The organism is Mesorhizobium sp. CO1-1-7, from assembly GCF_020164885.1.
Classification (GTDB): Bacteria; Pseudomonadota; Alphaproteobacteria; order Rhizobiales; family Rhizobiaceae; genus Mesorhizobium; species Mesorhizobium australicum.
In genome coordinates this window covers 295165-311061 of record NZ_JAIUHA010000007.1, presented here as the reverse complement: position 1 = coordinate 311061, position 15897 = coordinate 295165, and the positions used below count along the sequence as shown (strand labels likewise).

Annotated in this window: 20 protein-coding genes; 3 read left to right on the top strand and 17 right to left on the bottom strand. The window is 61.6% G+C overall.

Annotated elements, in window-relative coordinates:
- Positions 1-104: 104 nt before the first annotated feature.
- Both LB516_RS17760 and LB516_RS17755 read left to right on the top strand, forming a co-directional pair.
- Positions 105-1334: a bifunctional 2-C-methyl-D-erythritol 4-phosphate cytidylyltransferase/2-C-methyl-D-erythritol 2,4-cyclodiphosphate synthase gene (locus LB516_RS17760; protein ID WP_015317924.1), complete on the top strand. Its 1230-nt coding sequence runs from the start codon at positions 105-107 to the stop codon at positions 1332-1334.
- Positions 1331-1840: a CinA family protein gene (locus tag LB516_RS17755; protein WP_224720087.1), complete on the top strand. Its 510-nt coding sequence runs from the start codon at positions 1331-1333 to the stop codon at positions 1838-1840. The genes LB516_RS17760 and LB516_RS17755 overlap by 4 nt, the downstream gene beginning before the upstream one ends.
- On the opposite strand, the gene LB516_RS17750 is transcribed toward LB516_RS17755, so the two are convergent.
- The 11 genes from LB516_RS17750 to eno form a co-directional block, all read right to left on the bottom strand.
- A complete protein-coding gene (locus tag LB516_RS17750) occupies positions 1816-2274 on the bottom strand; it encodes a type II toxin-antitoxin system RatA family toxin (RefSeq protein ID WP_015317926.1) in 459 nt (152 codons plus the stop codon). The genes LB516_RS17755 and LB516_RS17750 overlap by 25 nt on opposite strands.
- Positions 2275-2284: 10 nt before the next feature.
- Positions 2285-3250, bottom strand: coding sequence for a lipoyl synthase (gene lipA / locus LB516_RS17745; RefSeq protein WP_224720086.1), 966 nt, complete (start codon positions 3248-3250; stop codon positions 2285-2287).
- A gap of 137 nt (positions 3251-3387) precedes the next feature.
- Positions 3388-3645, bottom strand: coding sequence for a GlsB/YeaQ/YmgE family stress response membrane protein (locus LB516_RS17740; RefSeq protein ID WP_140619600.1), 258 nt, complete (start codon positions 3643-3645; stop codon positions 3388-3390).
- 99 nt (positions 3646-3744) lie between these two features.
- The gene (lpdA, locus tag LB516_RS17735; RefSeq protein WP_224720085.1) at positions 3745-5193 is read right to left on the bottom strand and encodes a dihydrolipoyl dehydrogenase; all 1449 of its coding nucleotides are present in this window, start codon (positions 5191-5193) and stop codon (positions 3745-3747) included.
- Positions 5194-5209: 16 nt separating this feature from the next.
- A complete protein-coding gene (locus tag LB516_RS17730) occupies positions 5210-5845 on the bottom strand; it encodes an SGNH/GDSL hydrolase family protein (protein ID WP_140619598.1) in 636 nt (211 codons plus the stop codon).
- A gap of 4 nt (positions 5846-5849) precedes the next feature.
- Positions 5850-6263: a hypothetical protein gene (locus tag LB516_RS17725; RefSeq protein WP_224720084.1), complete on the bottom strand. Its 414-nt coding sequence runs from the start codon at positions 6261-6263 to the stop codon at positions 5850-5852.
- Between the two features lie 14 nt (positions 6264-6277).
- Complete coding sequence (locus tag LB516_RS17720; protein ID WP_224720082.1) at positions 6278-7654, bottom strand: pyruvate dehydrogenase complex dihydrolipoamide acetyltransferase; 1377 nt, start codon at positions 7652-7654, stop codon at positions 6278-6280.
- A gap of 18 nt (positions 7655-7672) precedes the next feature.
- Entirely contained in the window at positions 7673-9103 is a 1431-nt protein-coding gene (locus LB516_RS17715; protein WP_224720080.1) for a pyruvate dehydrogenase complex E1 component subunit beta, read from the bottom strand.
- A 14-nt stretch (positions 9104-9117) separates the two neighbouring features.
- A complete protein-coding gene (gene pdhA / locus LB516_RS17710; protein ID WP_015317934.1) occupies positions 9118-10155 on the bottom strand; it encodes a pyruvate dehydrogenase (acetyl-transferring) E1 component subunit alpha in 1038 nt (345 codons plus the stop codon).
- Between the two features lie 191 nt (positions 10156-10346).
- Positions 10347-10670 carry an FtsB family cell division protein gene (locus LB516_RS17705; protein ID WP_140619588.1) on the bottom strand — a complete coding sequence of 108 codons (324 nt, stop codon included), beginning with the start codon at positions 10668-10670 and terminating at the stop codon, positions 10347-10349.
- A 150-nt stretch (positions 10671-10820) separates the two neighbouring features.
- Positions 10821-12095 (bottom strand): phosphopyruvate hydratase, encoded by a 1275-nt coding sequence (gene eno, locus LB516_RS17700; RefSeq protein ID WP_015317936.1) that lies wholly within the window; start codon positions 12093-12095, stop codon positions 10821-10823.
- A 197-nt stretch (positions 12096-12292) separates the two neighbouring features.
- On the opposite strand from eno, the gene LB516_RS28895 reads away from it, so the two are divergent.
- A complete protein-coding gene (locus tag LB516_RS28895) occupies positions 12293-12418 on the top strand; it encodes a hypothetical protein (protein WP_140619584.1) in 126 nt (41 codons plus the stop codon).
- Between the two features lie 56 nt (positions 12419-12474).
- Here the strand turns inward: LB516_RS28895 and LB516_RS17695 are convergent, their stop codons facing one another.
- The 6 genes from LB516_RS17695 to LB516_RS28890 form a co-directional block, all read right to left on the bottom strand.
- Complete coding sequence (locus LB516_RS17695) at positions 12475-12840, bottom strand: PRC-barrel domain-containing protein (protein ID WP_015317938.1); 366 nt, start codon at positions 12838-12840, stop codon at positions 12475-12477.
- Between the two features lie 84 nt (positions 12841-12924).
- Positions 12925-13128, bottom strand: a complete 204-nt coding sequence (locus tag LB516_RS17690) for a dodecin family protein (RefSeq protein ID WP_015317939.1) — start codon at positions 13126-13128, stop codon at positions 12925-12927.
- A gap of 75 nt (positions 13129-13203) precedes the next feature.
- A complete protein-coding gene (gene kdsA, locus LB516_RS17685) occupies positions 13204-14046 on the bottom strand; it encodes a 3-deoxy-8-phosphooctulonate synthase (RefSeq protein WP_140664385.1) in 843 nt (280 codons plus the stop codon).
- A complete protein-coding gene (locus LB516_RS17680; protein WP_224720079.1) occupies positions 14043-14924 on the bottom strand; it encodes a VOC family protein in 882 nt (293 codons plus the stop codon). Before LB516_RS17680 ends, kdsA begins: the two co-directional genes overlap by 4 nt.
- A 147-nt stretch (positions 14925-15071) precedes the next feature.
- Positions 15072-15362 carry a Dabb family protein gene (locus LB516_RS17675; protein ID WP_015317942.1) on the bottom strand — a complete coding sequence of 97 codons (291 nt, stop codon included), beginning with the start codon at positions 15360-15362 and terminating at the stop codon, positions 15072-15074.
- Between the two features lie 169 nt (positions 15363-15531).
- Positions 15532-15666 (bottom strand): hypothetical protein, encoded by a 135-nt coding sequence (locus tag LB516_RS28890; protein WP_023773660.1) that lies wholly within the window; start codon positions 15664-15666, stop codon positions 15532-15534.
- Between the last annotated feature and the right edge of the window lie 231 nt (positions 15667-15897).

Genomic DNA, 15897 nt, shown 5'->3' with positions numbered 1-15897 from the left:
TCTAGCCAGATGGAGAGAAATGTGCAACGCGGAATGACGCCACATTAAGGCGCAATTGGGAAAATGCTGGCCTTCGGCCTTGGCCGCGACTAGGACCGGACTGCATGACTGGCGCAACCGAAAATCAGGCTCCGGATCCGGGTGGCAAAGTCGCGGTGGTTATCGTCGCGGCCGGCCGCGGCGCGCGCGCCGGACAAGCCGATGGTCCTAAGCAATATCAACGAATTGGCGGACGCGCCGTCATCGCTCGTGTCATAGACATTTTTCTGGCGCACCCGCTCATCGGCCGGGTCGTCGTGGCCATCCATGCCGAAGACCGCGAGCTTTTTCAGCAAGCGGTCGGAACCGATGCGGATCGGGTAACGGCAATTGCCGGAGGCGCGACCAGGCAGGATTCGGTTCGGCTCGGGCTGCAGGCGCTGAGAAGCTACGCGCCGGACAAGGTCCTCATCCACGACGCCGCGCGCCCCTTTGTAGACATGGATCTGATCGACCGCACCATCGCGGCCATCGGCGAACGTGAAGGCGCGCTTCCCGCCCTGCCGGTCGCCGACACGCTGAAACGCGAATCGGCGACCGGCATGGTCGGCGAAACGGTGCCAAGGAGCGGGCTGCACGCGGCGCAAACGCCGCAAGGCTTTCCCTTCCTCGCGATCATGACGATGCATGAGCAAGCCTATGACAGCGGCAAATCCGACTTTACAGACGACGCGTCGATCGCCGAATGGATGCAAATGCCGGTGAAGCTCGTTCCTGGATCGCCCGACAATGTCAAACTCACATGGGCACGGGATATCGCCATGGCGCACCAGCGACTTTCTAGCGAGCGGACACACTTTCCCGACATCCGCACCGGCAATGGCTACGATGTCCACGCCTTCGAGCCCGGCGACCATGTTACGCTTTGTGGCGTCGCCATCCCGCATGACAGGAAACTGTCGGGCCATTCCGACGCGGATGTCGGCCTGCACGCCCTGACCGACGCGCTGCTGGCGACCTGCGGGGCCGGCGATATCGGCACGCACTTTCCTCCATCCGATCCGCAGTGGAAAGGCGCTGCATCGCGGATATTCGTCGAACATGCGGCAAGACTGGTGCGCGAGCGCGGCGGACGCATCGCCAATGCCGATATCACGCTGATCTGCGAGGCGCCGCGCGTCGGCCCGCACCGCGAGGCGATGACATCAGTCCTTTCGCAGATGCTGGGCATTTCCGCCGACCGCATCTCGGTCAAGGCGACAACCAACGAGAAGCTCGGCTTTGTCGGCCGCGAGGAAGGTATCGCGGCGATCGCCACCGCCAGTGTGGTGTTTCCAGGCGAGGTTCCGGAATGACCAACAGCGAACTGGCAATCGCCCTGTTTGAGGCGTGCCGGGAGCGCGGCATCATGCTGGCGACCGCGGAAAGCTGTACCGGCGGGATGATCATCGCCGCGCTGACCGACATTGCCGGTTCTTCCGCCGTGGTCGATCGCGGCTTCATCACCTATTCCAATGAAGCCAAGATGGACATGCTCGGTGTTCGCGCCGCCACGCTCGACGTGCATGGTGCGGTCTCCCGCGAGGCAGCCATCGAGATGGCCGCTGGAGCGCTCGCCCGTTCGCGTGCCGGGCTGGCGCTGGCCGTCACCGGCATTGCCGGTCCGGGTGGCGGTTCCAGGGAAAAGCCGGTCGGGCTGGTCTGGTTTGGCGTTGCGGTGAACGGCCGACCCGTGACGGCTGAACGCAAGCTGTTTGCCGACAATGGCCGTGACTTCATCCGCCGGGAAACGGTCCATCATGCACTTGAGATCGGCTTGCAGGCGCTTGGCGAGAGTCAGGCCGCCGGTTTCTTGCCGTAGATGATGTCGGCGCGCTTTTCAAAAGCTTCGGCGAACATGCGGAAGGCACGATCGAACATCGTGCCCATCAGCGCACCCAGGATGCGGCTCTTGAATTCATAGTCGATGAAGAAGCGCACGGCACAACCGGCACCATCCGGCTCGAACCGCCAGACATTGCTCAGATATTTGAACGGGCCGTCAATATACTTCACGTCGATGGCATGTTCGTCGGGCTTGAGCAGCACCTGCGTCGTGAAAGTCTCCCGGATCGCCTTATAGCCGATGCTCATGTCGGCCACGAGGATGGTGCGGCCGTCACGCTCCTTGCGCGAGCGGACCGCCAACGCTTCGCAAAGCGGCAGGAATTGCGGGTAAGTTTCGATGTCGGCGACCAGCGCGAACATCTGCTCAGGCGTGTGGGCGACGCGGCGGGTGGCTTCGAATTTCGGCATGAAACCGGCGTTAGACCAATTTCTGGAGCTGCGCTTCGCGCGCGGCGCGCAGCCGGGCGAAATCGTCGCCGGCATGGTGCGAAGAGCGTGTCAGCGGGCTCGATGCCACCAGCAGGAAACCCTTTGTCTTGCCGATCGTCTCGAAGGACTTGAATTCCTCCGGCGTGACGAAGCGGATCACCGGGTGGTGCTTCTTCGACGGCTGCAGGTATTGGCCGATGGTCATGAAGTCGACATTGGCCGAACGCAGATCGTCCATTAATTGCAGGATTTCGTTCCGCTCCTCGCCAAGGCCGACCATGATGCCGGACTTGGTGAAAATCGACGGATCGAGTTCCTTGACCCGCTGCAGCAGCCGGATCGAGTGGAAATAGCGGGCGCCCGGCCGGACCTTCAGATAATTCGATGGCACGGTTTCGAGATTGTGGTTGAAGACGTCGGGCCTGGCCGCCACGACGACCTCCAGCGCGCCTTCCTTGCGCAGGAAATCGGGCGTCAGGATTTCGATCGTCGTCAGAGGCGTTGCCGCCCGGATCGCACGGATGACATCGGCGAAGTGCTGCGCACCGCCATCGTCGAGATCGTCGCGGTCAACGGAGGTGATGACGACGTGGCTGAGGCCCATTTGCTTGACGGCATGCGCGACACGCGCGGGCTCGTCGGAGTCGAGCGCGGTCGGGATGCCAGTGGCGACATTGCAGAAGGCGCAGGCGCGCGTGCAGATCTCGCCCATGATCATGAAGGTGGCGTGCTTCTTTTCCCAGCACTCGCCGATGTTCGGGCAACCGGCCTCTTCGCATACGGTCACCAGCTTGTGCGATTTCACGATCTCACGTGTCTCGGCATATCCCTTCGACACCGGCGCCTTGACGCGGATCCAGTCCGGCTTGCGCAATACCTCCTGGTCGGGCTTGTGGGCCTTCTCGGGATGCCGCAGCCGCGGCGCGTTGGCGATCGTGTCGAGGACAGTGACCATCTGAACCCTGGCCTTTCTTGCGACCGCCCGTCGGCGATCGTCACCTTAACGTCATCTAGGACTTTTCGGGACAAAGAAAAAGGCTGCAGCGGCGCATGCCGCTACAACCGTTTTCGCATAGCCGAAAACGATATCGACTAACGGCGCACCAGGCGACCTACCCAGATCAGCAGGCAGGCACCGATGAATCCGGTGATCAGATAAGCGGTCCAGCCGACGCCGAATACGCCGATGTTGAGGGCCTGCAGGACTGCATTCAGCACCACCGCGCCAACGATGCCCATGATAATGTTCATGAATATGCCGGTGTTGCTCTTCATGACCATTTCGGCCAACCAGCCTGCCAGGCCGCCGATAATGATTGCTGCGATCCAGCCCACGCCGTTCAAGTGCATATGCCTTCTCCTTGCGCCAGTAAAAATGCATTCGGAAACGAACTGCCTCGCCGTCGAGATCCCACGGCTTTGACAGCTGAGTCTCCCGCGGGGAATCTATCATGCGTTCAAGGCGCGGCCATAGGCGTCGAGCACGCTTTCCTTCATCATCTCGGACAGCGTCGGATGCGGGAAGATGGTGTGCATCAGCTCTTCCTCGGTGGTTTCGAGGTTCATCGCCACGACAAAACCCTGGATCAGTTCCGTAACTTCGGCGCCGACCATGTGTGCGCCGAGCAACTGACCGGTCTTCTTGTCGAAGATGGTCTTGATGAAGCCCTGGTCTTCCCCAAGCGCAATGGCTTTGCCGTTGGCTCCGAACTGGAACCGGCCGACGCGGATATCCTTGCCCTCGGCCTTGGCTTTTGCTTCCGTCAGTCCGACCGAGGCGACCTGCGGATTGCAGTAGGTGCAGCCGGGGATCTTGAGCTTGTCCGTGGCATGAACACCGGGGAAATTCGCGATCTTCTCGACGCACACGACGCCCTCGTGCTCGGCCTTGTGAGCAAGCATGGGCGGACCGGCGACATCGCCGATGGCGTAGATACCAGGCACATTGGTCTTGCCGTAACCGTCGATGACCACGCAACCGCGCTCGGTCTTAACACCAAGTGCTTCAAGTCCGAGGTTCTCGATATTGCCCTGGACGCCAACGGCCGAGATCATGCGGTCGGCGGTGATCTTCTCGGCCTTGCCGTCCTTCATCTCGACATGCGCGGTAATCGAGTTCGCCCCCTTCTCGACCTTGGTTACCTTGGCCTCGAGGATGATCTTCATGCCTTGCTTCTCGAACTGCTTTTGCGCGAATTTCGAGACCTCTGCGTCCTCGACCGGCATCACCGCCGGCAGCAGCTCGACGACCGTGACGTCGGCGCCCATTGTGCGATAGAAGGAGGCGAATTCGATGCCGATGGCGCCTGAGCCCATCACCAGCAGCGACTTCGGCATCTCCTTCGGCACCATGGCTTCGAAATAGGTCCAGATCAGCTTGCCGTCCGGCTCTATGCCGGGCAGAGCGCGCGGCCGGGCGCCGGTCGCCAGGATGATGTGCTTGGCGGTGTAGGTGCCCTCGCCCTTGACGCCTTTCGGCACCGGCGGCTGCGGCTCCATCGGCTTCTTGGCCGTCTTGGAAACCACGATCTCACCGGGCTTGGATAGTTTGGCCTCGCCCCAGATGACGTCGACCTTGTTCTTCTTCATCAGGAAGGCGACGCCGCCATTGAGCCTGAGCGACACTTTTCGCGACCGATCGACGACGGCAGCGGTATCGGCACGGATCTTGCCGCCATCGAGCTTCAGGCCGTAATCCTTCAGATGATCGGAATAATGCATGATCTCGGCCGACCGCAGCAGCGCCTTGGTCGGAATACAGCCCCAATTCAGACAGATGCCGCCCAGATGCTCGCGCTCGACGATCGCCGTCTTGAAGCCGAGCTGGGCGGAGCGCACCGCGGTGACATAGCCGCCGGGACCGGAGCCGATGATGATGACGTCGTAGTTCTCAGCCACGGGTTTTCTCCTTCAATCACAATTCCAGCATGACGCGCACGACCGGCGTCAGCGCCTCGCCAATGTTTCGCGTATTCTCGGCATCGAGGTGGACGCCATCGAGAGGTGTTGTTTGCGCCACCGTGCCAGCGTCGAAGAAGCCGCAGCCGACCTCGTCGGCGAGTGCGGCGTATTGCGGCGCAAGCTGCTTCGAGGCCTCATCGCCGCCGGCGAACATCTCCCTGAAGTCGGCATTTTCGGTGCGGCTGACAAGAGGCGGCGAAACGATCAGTATCTGCGGTGCCGGCCAGTCGAACGGATAGTCGTGGCCACGCACGATATCGATCAGCCGCTGGATGCCTTGCTTGGCGGCAACCGGGTTGCCATGGATCCATGGCTTCATGTCATTGGCGCCGAGCATGATGACGATCAGGTCGATCGGCGCATGCGTCGTCAACACTGTCGGCAGCAGCCGCGCGCCGTTGCGATCGGCTCCGGCCAGATGATCGTCGAAGGCGGTGGTGCGGCCATTGAGCCCCTCGGCGACGACTTGAACGCCTCCGCCGAGGCCTGCTTGCAGGACGCTTGGCCAGCGATCCCCGAGCCCATGACGGCCGCCCTCGGCATTGTAGCCCCAGGTCAGCGAGTCGCCGTAACAAAGCACCGTCTTCATCCGTTCAACCTGCCTTTGTGTCGGCCACGCCGCGCTTCACGCGCCAGCGTACGAACAACCAATGGATGACGATCGTCACCAGGCCCGGCAGACCGAGACCGGCAACCATCGGTATGTCTTTCCTGACCACCGCGCCGCTGCTGTCGCTGTAGAGGATCAGCGCGACCAGCAGGACGAGAAGCGCCACAAAGGCAATCAGCGTCCACTTGCCCGCCCTGGCAACGGCCGCGACCGGATCGTTCGTCAATTGCGCAATGAAGAAGATGAAGGTGGCGACAAAAGTCACCAGCACCGAGAACATGAAGACGATGATGTATTCTTCCTCGGCGCCGGTGGCGACAGCCAACCATTGCGCGATAAGGCCGCCGGCCAAGCCGGAAATCAAAAAGGCGAAAAGGCTGGTGAAGAATATCCGCACAGCCTTTCCCTTTCCTAGACCAGCATGCCCATCGGATTCTCGATCAGCTTCTTGAAGGCGACCAGCAGTTCGGCCCCCAGCGCGCCATCAACCGCACGATGGTCAGTCGACAGCGTCACCGACATCACGGTGGCGATCTTGATCTCACCATTCTTGACCACCGCCCGCTCCTCGCCCGCGCCGACCGCCAGGATCGTCGCATGCGGCGGGTTGATGACGGCGGCAAAGTCCTTGATGCCGAACATGCCGAGATTGGAGACGGCGGTCGTGCCGCCTTGATATTCCTCCGGCTTCAGCTTGCGGCTGCGGGCGCGGCTGGCCAGGTCCTTCACCTCGTTAGAGATGACCGACAGCGTCTTTTCATCGGCATGCCGGATGATCGGCGTGATCAGGCCACCGGGGATCGAAACGGCGACGCCGACATCGGCATGCCTGTGCTTGACCATGGCGCTCTCGGTCCATGAGGCATTGGCATCCGGCACCGCCTTCAAGGCCATCGCCATCGCCTTGATCACCATGTCGTTGACCGACAGCTTGTAGGCGGGCGCCTCGCCCTTGTCGGTCTTCTTCACCGGTGCCGCGGCATTGAGCTGAGTGCGCAAAGCCAGCAGCGCGTCGAGTTCGCAGTCGAGCGTCAGATAGAAATGCGGGATGGTGGTTTTTGCTTCGACCAGGCGCCGCGCGATGGTCTTGCGCATATTGTCGTGCGAGACGAGTTCGTAGGAGCCTTCCTCGAACAGTTTCAGCACCTGCTCGTCCGACATCGCCTTTACCGCCGGGGCGGAGGCAGGCGCGCCGGCCGGAGCCTTGGCAGCCGGTGCCGCCTTGGCGCCACCACCGGCAATCGCGGCATCTACGTCAGCCTTGACCACGCGGCCGTGCGGGCCGGTGCCGGTGACCCCAGAGACGTCGACGCCGGCGTCCTTGGCGATACGGCGGGCAAGCGGCGATGCAAAGGTGCGGTCGCCAGCCGCGTTGCCATTGGCGGCCGGAGCCGCCTGCGCCTTTGGGGCCTCGGCCTCGGCCTTTGGCGCTTCAGCATTCGGCGCTTCGGCTTTAGGCGCTTCGGCTTTAGGCGTATCCGCTTTCGGAGCTTCGGCTTTCGCCGGTGTGGCGCCGCCGCTTTTCGCCGCGGCGCCGGCATCTTCGCCTTCCGCCGCAAGCACCGCGATCACCGCGTTGACCTTGACCCCTTCGGTTCCGGCCGGCACGACGAGCTTGGCAACCGTGCCCTCATCGACGGCTTCGACCTCCATCGTCGCCTTGTCGGTTTCGATCTCGGCGATCACGTCGCCGGGCGAAACCTTGTCGCCTTCCTTGACCAGCCACTTGGAAAGATTGCCCTCTTCCATAGTGGGCGAGAGCGCCGGCATGGTGATGTTGATTGGCATATTGTCCTCCCACCCGGTTCAGCGATATGCGACGGCTTTGACGGCCTCGATGACCTCGCCGACATTCGGCAAAGCCAGTTTTTCGAGGTTCGCCGCATAAGGCATCGGCACGTCCTTGCCGGCAATGGTGATGACCGGTGCGTCGAGGAAATCGAAGGCGCGCTGCGAGACCTGGTTGGCGATGTGGTCGCCAACCGAATTCTGCGGGTAGCCTTCTTCGACCACGACCAGCCGGTTGGTCTTCTTGACCGAGGCGATGACGGTGTCGAGATCGAGCGGACGGATAGTCCTGAGGTCGATGATCTCGGCGTCGATCCCCATGCCGCGCAGCTCCGCTTCAGCCTTCACCGCATAGGTCATGCCAATGCCGAAAGAGACGATGGTGACATCCTTGCCTGCCTTGTGGATGCGCGCCTTGCCGATCGGCAGCACGAAGTCGTCCAGCTTCGGAACGTCGAAGGACTGGCCGTAGAGGATTTCATTCTCGAGGAAGATGACCGGGTTCGGATCGCGGATCGCTGCCTTGAGCAGGCCCTTGGCGTCGGCGGCCGTATACGGCATAACGACCTTCAGGCCTGGAATGTGGCTGTACCAGGCGGCATAGCACTGCGAGTGCTGCGCCGCGACGCGGGCCGCCGCGCCATTTGGCCCGCGGAACACGATCGGCGCGCCCATCTGGCCGCCCGACATATAAAGCGTCTTGGCGGCGGAGTTGATGATCTGGTCAATCGCCTGCATGGCGAAGTTGAAGGTCATGAACTCGACGATCGGCTTCAGCCCAGCCATCGCCGCGCCGACACCAACGCCGGCAAAACCATGCTCGGTAATCGGCGTGTCAACGACGCGCCGCGGCCCAAATTCCTGCAGCAAGCCCTGTGTGATCTTGTAGGCGCCCTGGTATTCGGCGACTTCCTCACCCATGACGAAGACATCGCCGTCGCGGCGCATTTCCTCGGCCATGGCATCACGCAGCGCCTCGCGCACCGTGGTCGAGACCATTTCGGTGCCGGCAGGAATGTCCGGATCGGCAGCGAGGTTGACCACCGGGGCGGCGGGGACGGAGGCTTTCGGCGCCTCTCCAGCATCCTGCGGCGCCCGATGCGAGCCTTCCTCGGCCGCGTCGGCGCGCTGCCCACCAGTTGACACCGCGTCTTGCGTCGAGGCGGGAGCCGCCTTGGAGGCCTTGTCGATGTCGCCAGAACTTTCGCCATCCTGCAGCAGAACGGCGATCGGCGTGTTGACCTTGACGCCTTCGGTGCCGGCGGCGATCAGGATCTTGCCCAGCGTACCTTCGTCGACGGCTTCGACTTCCATCGTCGCCTTGTCGGTTTCGATCTCGGCAATGACGTCGCCGGCGACGACCTTGTCGCCCTCGTTCTTCAACCACTTGGAAAGATTGCCCTCTTCCATGGTCGGCGAGAGGGCGGGCATGAGAATTTCGATCGGCATGTCCTGGCCCTCCCTTACAATACGATATCGGTCCAGAGCTCGGACGGATCCGGCTCCGCGTCGTGCTGGGCAAATTCGGCGGCGTCGGCGACGATGTCGCGAACCTCCTTGTCGACGGTTTTGAGTTCGTCCTCGGTCGCCCACTTCTTCTCGATGAGCCGCGCCTTGACCTGCTCGATCGGATCATGATCGGAGCGCATCTTCTGGACTTCTTCCTTGGAGCGATATTTCGCCGGGTCGGACATCGAGTGGCCGCGATAGCGATAAGTCTGCATTTCGAGAATGATCGGCCCGTTGCCGGCACGGCACCACTCGGTAGCCAGATCGCCAGCCGCCTTCACCGCACGCACATCCATGCCGTCGACCTGGATGCCCGGAATCTTGAACGACGCGCCACGATGCGAAAAATTGGTTTCCGCCGAAGAGCGCGACACCGAGGTGCCCATGGCGTAGCGGTTGTTCTCGATGATGTAGATCACCGGCAGCTTCCACAGCGAGGCCATGTTGAAGCTTTCGTAGACCTGGCCCTGGTTGGCGGCGCCGTCGCCGAAATAGGTCAGCGAGACATTGTTGTTGTCGCGGTAGCGGTTGGCAAAGGCCAGACCTGTTCCAAGCGACACCTGCGCACCGACAATGCCGTGACCGCCATAGAAATGCTTCTCCTTGGAGAACATGTGCATGGAACCGCCCTTGCCTCTGGACAAGCCGCCGCGGCGTCCGGTCAGCTCGGCCATCACGCCACGCGGCGACAGCTCCATCGCCAGCATGTGGCCGTGATCGCGATAGGCCGTGATCATCTGATCGCCGTCGATCAGCGCCATCTTCATGCCGGTGACGACCGCTTCCTGGCCGATATAGAGGTGACAGAAACCGCCAATGAAGCCCATGCCGTAGAGCTGGCCGGCCTTCTCCTCGAAACGGCGGATGAGCAGCATGTGCCGGTAGGCGGCAAGCTCTTCGTCCTTGGTGAAGTCAACAGGCTTGGGTGCTGATAGACCGGGTTTGCCGTCGGATTTCGATTTGGCAGGCGCTTTTCTGGCTGCGGTGGCCATGCATCACTCCCTGTTGGCGTCTCTTTGCGGACACTGGAGCAAGATCAAACTGCTCCGGGGAGATCGCCCTCCCCTTCGATTTATGGGAGGCTAACACGTAGAAAGGCGTTCCGCCATGTCGAAATTGCATAGCTGGCATGCGCCTAAGCAATTAAAATCATTGAAAATATTGGTGATTAACCTGAAATTGGTTACTTCGCCGGAGCCGGCAGCATGATGGTGATCTCGTCGGCCTGCGACAGATTGAGTGCCTTGCGCGCCTGCTCGTCCAGCATGTCCTTCTCCAGCGTGCCGTCGTGCATGAGCTTGACGCGCCGCTCGAGTTCCATCCTGCGTGCCTTGATCGCATCGAGCTGACCCTGCAACGCAACCGTCTCGGCCTCAAGCTTGTATTTCGAATTGATGCCGAATTCACCGTGATAGGCATGGAAGCCGAAATAAGCCAGGAACAGCACGCACAGCGAGGGAATGATCAGCCGGCCGGTGTTTCTCTGCTTGTGCTGACGCGTCCACATAACCGATTCCCCGTGCCGCGAACTCAAACGGCTCGAAGTCTTTTTCGCCTGATTGTGCTTAACGGACGGTTACGGGAGACCGCCATGCCGGCCCGAAATGAAAAAGGGCGGGATGTCCCGCCCTCTCCGTATCAACGATGTGCGGCCGGATCAGCCCTTGATCACCGACTTGCCGGCGTAATGCGCCTGCTTGCCGAGTTCTTCCTCGATGCGGATCAGCTGGTTGTATTTGGCCATGCGGTCGGAGCGCGACAGCGAGCCGGTCTTGATCTGCCCGCAATTGGTGGCGACGGCGAGATCGGCAATGGTCGAATCCTCGGTTTCGCCCGAACGGTGCGACATGACGGCGGTGTAGGCAGCCTTGTGCGCGGTCTCGACCGCATCCAGCGTCTCGGTCAGCGAGCCGATCTGGTTGACCTTGACCAGGATCGAGTTGGCGACGCCCATGCGGATGCCGTCGCGCAGGCGCGCCGTGTTGGTGACGAAGAGATCGTCACCAACGAGCTGCGTCTTCTTGCCGATCAGGTCGGTCAGGTACTTCCAGCCTTCCCAATCGTCCTCGGCAAGGCCATCCTCGATCGAGATGATCGGATAGTCGGCCGCGAGCTTGGCGAGGTACTTGGCTTGCGCCTTGGGATCGCGCGTCTTCTTCTCGCCCTCATAGACATAGTTGCCGTCCTTGAAGAACTCGGTCGCGGCGCAATCGAGGCCGAGCGCGATCTCTTCACCTGGTTTGAATCCGGCCTTCTCGATCGATTCCATGATGAAGTCGAGCGCCACCGGCGCGCTCTTCAGGTTCGGGGCGAAGCCGCCCTCGTCGCCGACATTGGTGTTGTGGCCGGCATCCTTCAGCTTCTTGCGCAGCGTGTGGAAGATTTCCGAGCCCCAGCGCACGCCTTCGCGCAGCGTCGGCGCACCGACCGGCAGGATCATGAATTCCTGGAAGTCGATCGGATTGTCGGCATGCGCGCCACCATTGATGATGTTCATCATCGGCACAGGCAGGACATGCGCCTTGGTGCCGCCGACATAGCGGTAGAGCGGCAGCCCGGCTGCATCGGCCGCGGCCTTCGCGACCGCCAGCGAAACGCCCAAGATGGCGTTGGCGCCGAGCCGGCTCTTGTTGGGCGTGCCATCAAGCTCAATCATGGTCTGATCGATATGGATCTGGTTTTCGGCTTCCATGCCGCCGATCGCCTCGAACAATTCGCCATTGACCGCCTCGACGGCCCTGAGCACGCCCTTGCCAAGGTAGCGGGCGCCGCCGTCGCGAAGCTCGACGGCTTCGTGGGCGCCGGTGGAGGCACCCGACGGCACCGCGGCGCGGCCCATCGAACCGTCTTCGAGAACAACATCGACCTCGACGGTCGGGTTTCCACGGCTGTCCAGGATTTCACGCCCGACAATGTCGATGATGGCGGTCATTGCGATGTCCTCGATTGATCTGGAGAAAACGTCGCGCCCGTCTTAGCCAAAGCGACGCAAAAGGCAATCGGGGCCTGATCGAATAGTGCCGCCCGCCCGATTCACGAAGCGCAATTTCCTGTCATCATAAGTCATGCCACCGGACGCGCATTTCGGGTTAGGAATGTTATCGTGGGGCGAAACAGGAGGGGTTCGCCATGTCTGAGTTGAGCGGTATTGTCAGTCTGTTCCTGATCGCCGCGGCGTTCCTGACGTCATGCGACAACCAGCAGTCGCCGCCAAAGGCTATTGCGTCTTTGCCGGCTTTGCACATCAGCGAATAGCGTTGCATTGAATCAAAAAGGGGGCCGTGGAAACGACCCCCTTTTCGATTGTGGCGTCAATGCCAGTAGGGCGCGACCTTGTAATATTCGTATGACTCGTCGCGCGCGCTCTCGCCATCCGCGCCGGCCAGTTCGTTGATGGAATGGGCAGGCGCTGCCTTCAGCTGTTCCTTGGAGAAGGGTATGACATAGCCGCCCCTTGCTTCATCATAGTCGAGGCTTGCCCAGGGGATGGCGTGGTACTTCTCGCCAATGCCGAGAAAGCCGCCAAATCCAATCACCGCGAACATGATGCCGTTCGATGTCTTGTCGAGCATGACGTCCTCGATGCTGCCGATGCTGTCGCCTTGGGTGTTGTAGACGGTCGTGCCGATGACTCGCGAAGCGGCAATGGCTTCGGTGTGGCCTGTTTGCGTCGTCATTGTTTGCTCCTCGTTGTCGTTAATCCGCACTTTGACAATGAGGGGCGCGGGCGAAAGTTCCCGACTTTTTTGGCGGCTGCCCAATCACTCCGCGAGGATGAAAGTCACCTTCATATTGACGCGATAGGCCGCGATCTTGCCATCCTCGACGACGATCTTCTGGTCCTGGATCCAGGCGCCTTCGACGTTCTTCAGGGTCTTCGCGGCGCGCGCAATTCCCTTCTCGATGGCGTCTTGAAAGCTTTTCCTGGACGACGAGGTGATTTCGGTGACGCGGGCGACGGACATTGGCTTCCTCTTGCCAAAGCGCTCATTTGCCGGACGAGCCTACAACCGGGGCTTATCCGCTACGACATTGGCTTTTCAGCCCTTTGCAATCCTGTCGAAGGCCATCAGCCTTTCCAGCAGTGCCGGCATATCCTTTAGCGGCAGCATGTTGGGACCGTCGGAGGAAGTCGAATTGTCGGGGTCCTGGTGGGTCTCGATGAAGACGCCGGCAACGCCGACGGCAACGGCCGCGCGGGCCAGCGTCTCGACAAAGCGGCGCTCCCCGCCAGACGATCCGCCCTGCCCGCCCGGCTGCTGCACCGAATGGGTGGCGTCGAAGATCACCGGGGCGCCGATCTCGGCCATGACAGGCAGCGCCCGCATATCCGACACCAGCGTGTTGTAGCCGAAAGAAGCGCCGCGCTCGGTGGTCAGCACATTGGCATTGCCTGAGCCGGTGATCTTGGCGACGACGTTCTTCATGTCCCAGGGCGCGAGGAACTGCCCCTTCTTCACATTGATGACCTTGCCCGTCCTCGCGGCGGCGACCAGCATATCGGTCTGGCGCGACAGGAAGGCCGGAATCTGCAGCACGTCGACATGCGGCGCCACGATCGCGCACTGTTCCTCGGTGTGGACATCGGTCAGCACGGGAAGCGAGAATTCCTTGCGCAACTCGTCGAAGACGGGAAGCGCGGCGTCCATGCCAGCACCCCGCGTTGCCGACAGCGAGGTGCGATTGGCCTTGTCGTAACTCGTCTTGTAGACGAGGCCGATGCCGAGCCTGCCGGTCAGCTCCTTCAGCGTGCCGGCCATGTCGAAGGCATGCTGGCGCGATTCGAACTGGCAAGGGCCGGCGATCAGCGCCAGGGGTCCCGCATTGTCGAAGACGACGTTGCCGACGGTTACTGACGAATTGGGCGCCAGGGGGTTGCTCATGGGATCTCCCGAAAGATGAAAGCCGCGCCCTGCCCGGATGCCGGCCGCACGATGATGTCATTGCCCGACATATCGTGCTGGACGGCATTGGCCGCAAGCAGACCTGCGGTGGCGCCAATGTCGCGGATCGAAAAAACCACGGCGGCGAAGTGCAATTCTGATGGCGTACCGGCCGGTATGCCGAATCTCGCCATGAAAGCGGCGGTGTCCAGCACGGTCAAGACCGCGTTCGGCAGATGAAAAACGCCGTCGTGCGCATCGGCGGCCTGATCATTGACCGCCACTGAAATCAGCCGATGCTGCTCGGCGGAAGCGCTGCTGATTGCAACCACCTCGACAATTCCGTCGACCCCATTGGGGTGAGCCTGCAAGGCTCCTCGGTCTACTCTCGGCGCGTTGATGCGCTGACAGGCAAAAAGAAATGCGTCCGTTTGGCCGGGAGCCGCGGCAAAGGCGAGCTTGAATGACGCCGTATCGCTTTTGCCCGCCGTGTCGGTGAAGGCTCGGGAGAAGCTCAGCTTGTCTCCCGCCGACAGACCCGCTTCGACATAGCGTTCATGGTCGTCATCGGCATTGTCCGTGCCAAGCACCACCGCGGAAAATCCCTCGTTGCCACGACTTTCGCGATAGAGGCGATCGCGCGCAACGAAGACATTGCCCTCGGCAGCCGCCTCTGTCGCAGCCTGTTCACGGCCGATCGCAAGCGGCTCCAGATAGGTGCCGTCGGCGAGGAAAACGCAGCAGTTTTCCGTGCCAAACGGATGGATTCCGGCCGGAGCGACGACGAAGCCAAGGGCGTTGAGCCGGGCACGCGCCACATCGAGGCTCTGCGTCGGCAGAACCAGATGATCGAGCGGATGAATGCCTGACGAGGTCATGGAAGCGCGATGTGCATCATTCGGAAGATCGGTTCAAGACTTGATCGCAATGCCGCCGGCGGCGGCCCCGCAACAACCACCTGAAACAGCCGTGGACTTTCCCTTCCGCCGCAACTGGACTTGACATGAGGCTATCCCGGCACGGGATCAGCTTCCAGCCACGACATCAGCGGAATAGCGCAGCTCGCGCAATGGTTTGACCTTGCTGGTGGTCTGCGCATAGAGCGGATGCGACTTGTAGGCTGCCAGCGCCGCGTCATCGGCAAATTCCGCGTAGACGACGACATCGACTTCATCCGACAGCGGGTCGACCTTGGTGTTCAACGTGACCTCGAAGAGACTGGAATGAGGAATGTCCCCAAGCGCCAGCAGTCCGGTGCGAACTGCTTCCACATCTTCCTTGCGGCGCGCGCTGAAGAAAACGATATGCCGGATCAATCCCGCCTCCTCGATCTGAAATGTCGGGGTCTTTTGTGACGGCGGTCTCTTTGCGTCAACCGGTCATGGCGCCACGCGTCCTTGCGACGCGCCTCGATCGGGCTGGACCTCGTCTCACACCGGTGAGCACCTCAAATGAGGCGCCAGGCTGCTATCTCAAGAGGGGATATCAGGCTTTTCCGGTGACGTAGCGCACGACATGGGAGAGTTCCCTGACCGTGACGTCGAGATACCGGCCCTGATTGTAGAGACCGTCCCAGATCAGGAAGAACGCGATGGCGGCAATGACAATCACATAACGCATGGCTAAAGCTATCGCACTAGCGCCGCGGCTGCCATAGACGTTTTCGATTTCGGGCAGCAGCCTGCCGCAAGGCGGCGGATGCCAGCCGCCCGCGTGGCACAGTCCAGCTCTTGGCATGCCTCTTGAAGTTCCGCCTCATGGCGTGGAAGATTGGCGCAGGCATTCATCGGGAAGCGCTGAAGCTCTGGCTAAGGGGCGCGCGCTTCGTTCGAGCCCGCCTGTCGCCGGATC

Excerpts from the sequence above, each read along its gene's own strand:
- LB516_RS17720 (WP_224720082.1), bottom strand. The coding sequence starts at position 7,654 with ATGCCAATCAACATCACCATGCCGGCGCTCTCGCCCACTATGGAAGAG.
- LB516_RS17695 (WP_015317938.1), bottom strand. The coding sequence starts at position 12,840 with ATGACGACGCAAACAGGCCACACCGAAGCCATTGCCGCTTCGCGAGTC.
- LB516_RS17760 (WP_015317924.1), top strand. The coding sequence starts at position 105 with ATGACTGGCGCAACCGAAAATCAGGCTCCGGATCCGGGTGGCAAAGTC.
- LB516_RS17750 (WP_015317926.1), bottom strand. The coding sequence starts at position 2,274 with ATGCCGAAATTCGAAGCCACCCGCCGCGTCGCCCACACGCCTGAGCAG.
- LB516_RS17730 (WP_140619598.1), bottom strand. The coding sequence starts at position 5,845 with ATGAAGACGGTGCTTTGTTACGGCGACTCGCTGACCTGGGGCTACAAT.
- kdsA (WP_140664385.1), bottom strand. The coding sequence starts at position 14,046 with ATGAGCAACCCCCTGGCGCCCAATTCGTCAGTAACCGTCGGCAACGTC.
- LB516_RS17755 (WP_224720087.1), top strand. The coding sequence starts at position 1,331 with ATGACCAACAGCGAACTGGCAATCGCCCTGTTTGAGGCGTGCCGGGAG.
- LB516_RS17740 (WP_140619600.1), bottom strand. The coding sequence starts at position 3,645 with ATGCACTTGAACGGCGTGGGCTGGATCGCAGCAATCATTATCGGCGGC.
- LB516_RS17715 (WP_224720080.1), bottom strand. The coding sequence starts at position 9,103 with ATGCCGATCGAAATTCTCATGCCCGCCCTCTCGCCGACCATGGAAGAG.
- LB516_RS17705 (WP_140619588.1), bottom strand. The coding sequence starts at position 10,670 with ATGTGGACGCGTCAGCACAAGCAGAGAAACACCGGCCGGCTGATCATT.
- LB516_RS28890 (WP_023773660.1), bottom strand. The coding sequence starts at position 15,666 with ATGCGTTATGTGATTGTCATTGCCGCCATCGCGTTCTTCCTGATCTGG.
- lipA (WP_224720086.1), bottom strand. The coding sequence starts at position 3,250 with ATGGTCACTGTCCTCGACACGATCGCCAACGCGCCGCGGCTGCGGCAT.
- LB516_RS28895 (WP_140619584.1), top strand. The coding sequence starts at position 12,293 with ATGTCTGAGTTGAGCGGTATTGTCAGTCTGTTCCTGATCGCCGCGGCG.
- eno (WP_015317936.1), bottom strand. The coding sequence starts at position 12,095 with ATGACCGCCATCATCGACATTGTCGGGCGTGAAATCCTGGACAGCCGT.
- LB516_RS17680 (WP_224720079.1), bottom strand. The coding sequence starts at position 14,924 with ATGACCTCGTCAGGCATTCATCCGCTCGATCATCTGGTTCTGCCGACG.
- LB516_RS17690 (WP_015317939.1), bottom strand. The coding sequence starts at position 13,128 with ATGTCCGTCGCCCGCGTCACCGAAATCACCTCGTCGTCCAGGAAAAGC.
- pdhA (WP_015317934.1), bottom strand. The coding sequence starts at position 10,155 with ATGGCCACCGCAGCCAGAAAAGCGCCTGCCAAATCGAAATCCGACGGC.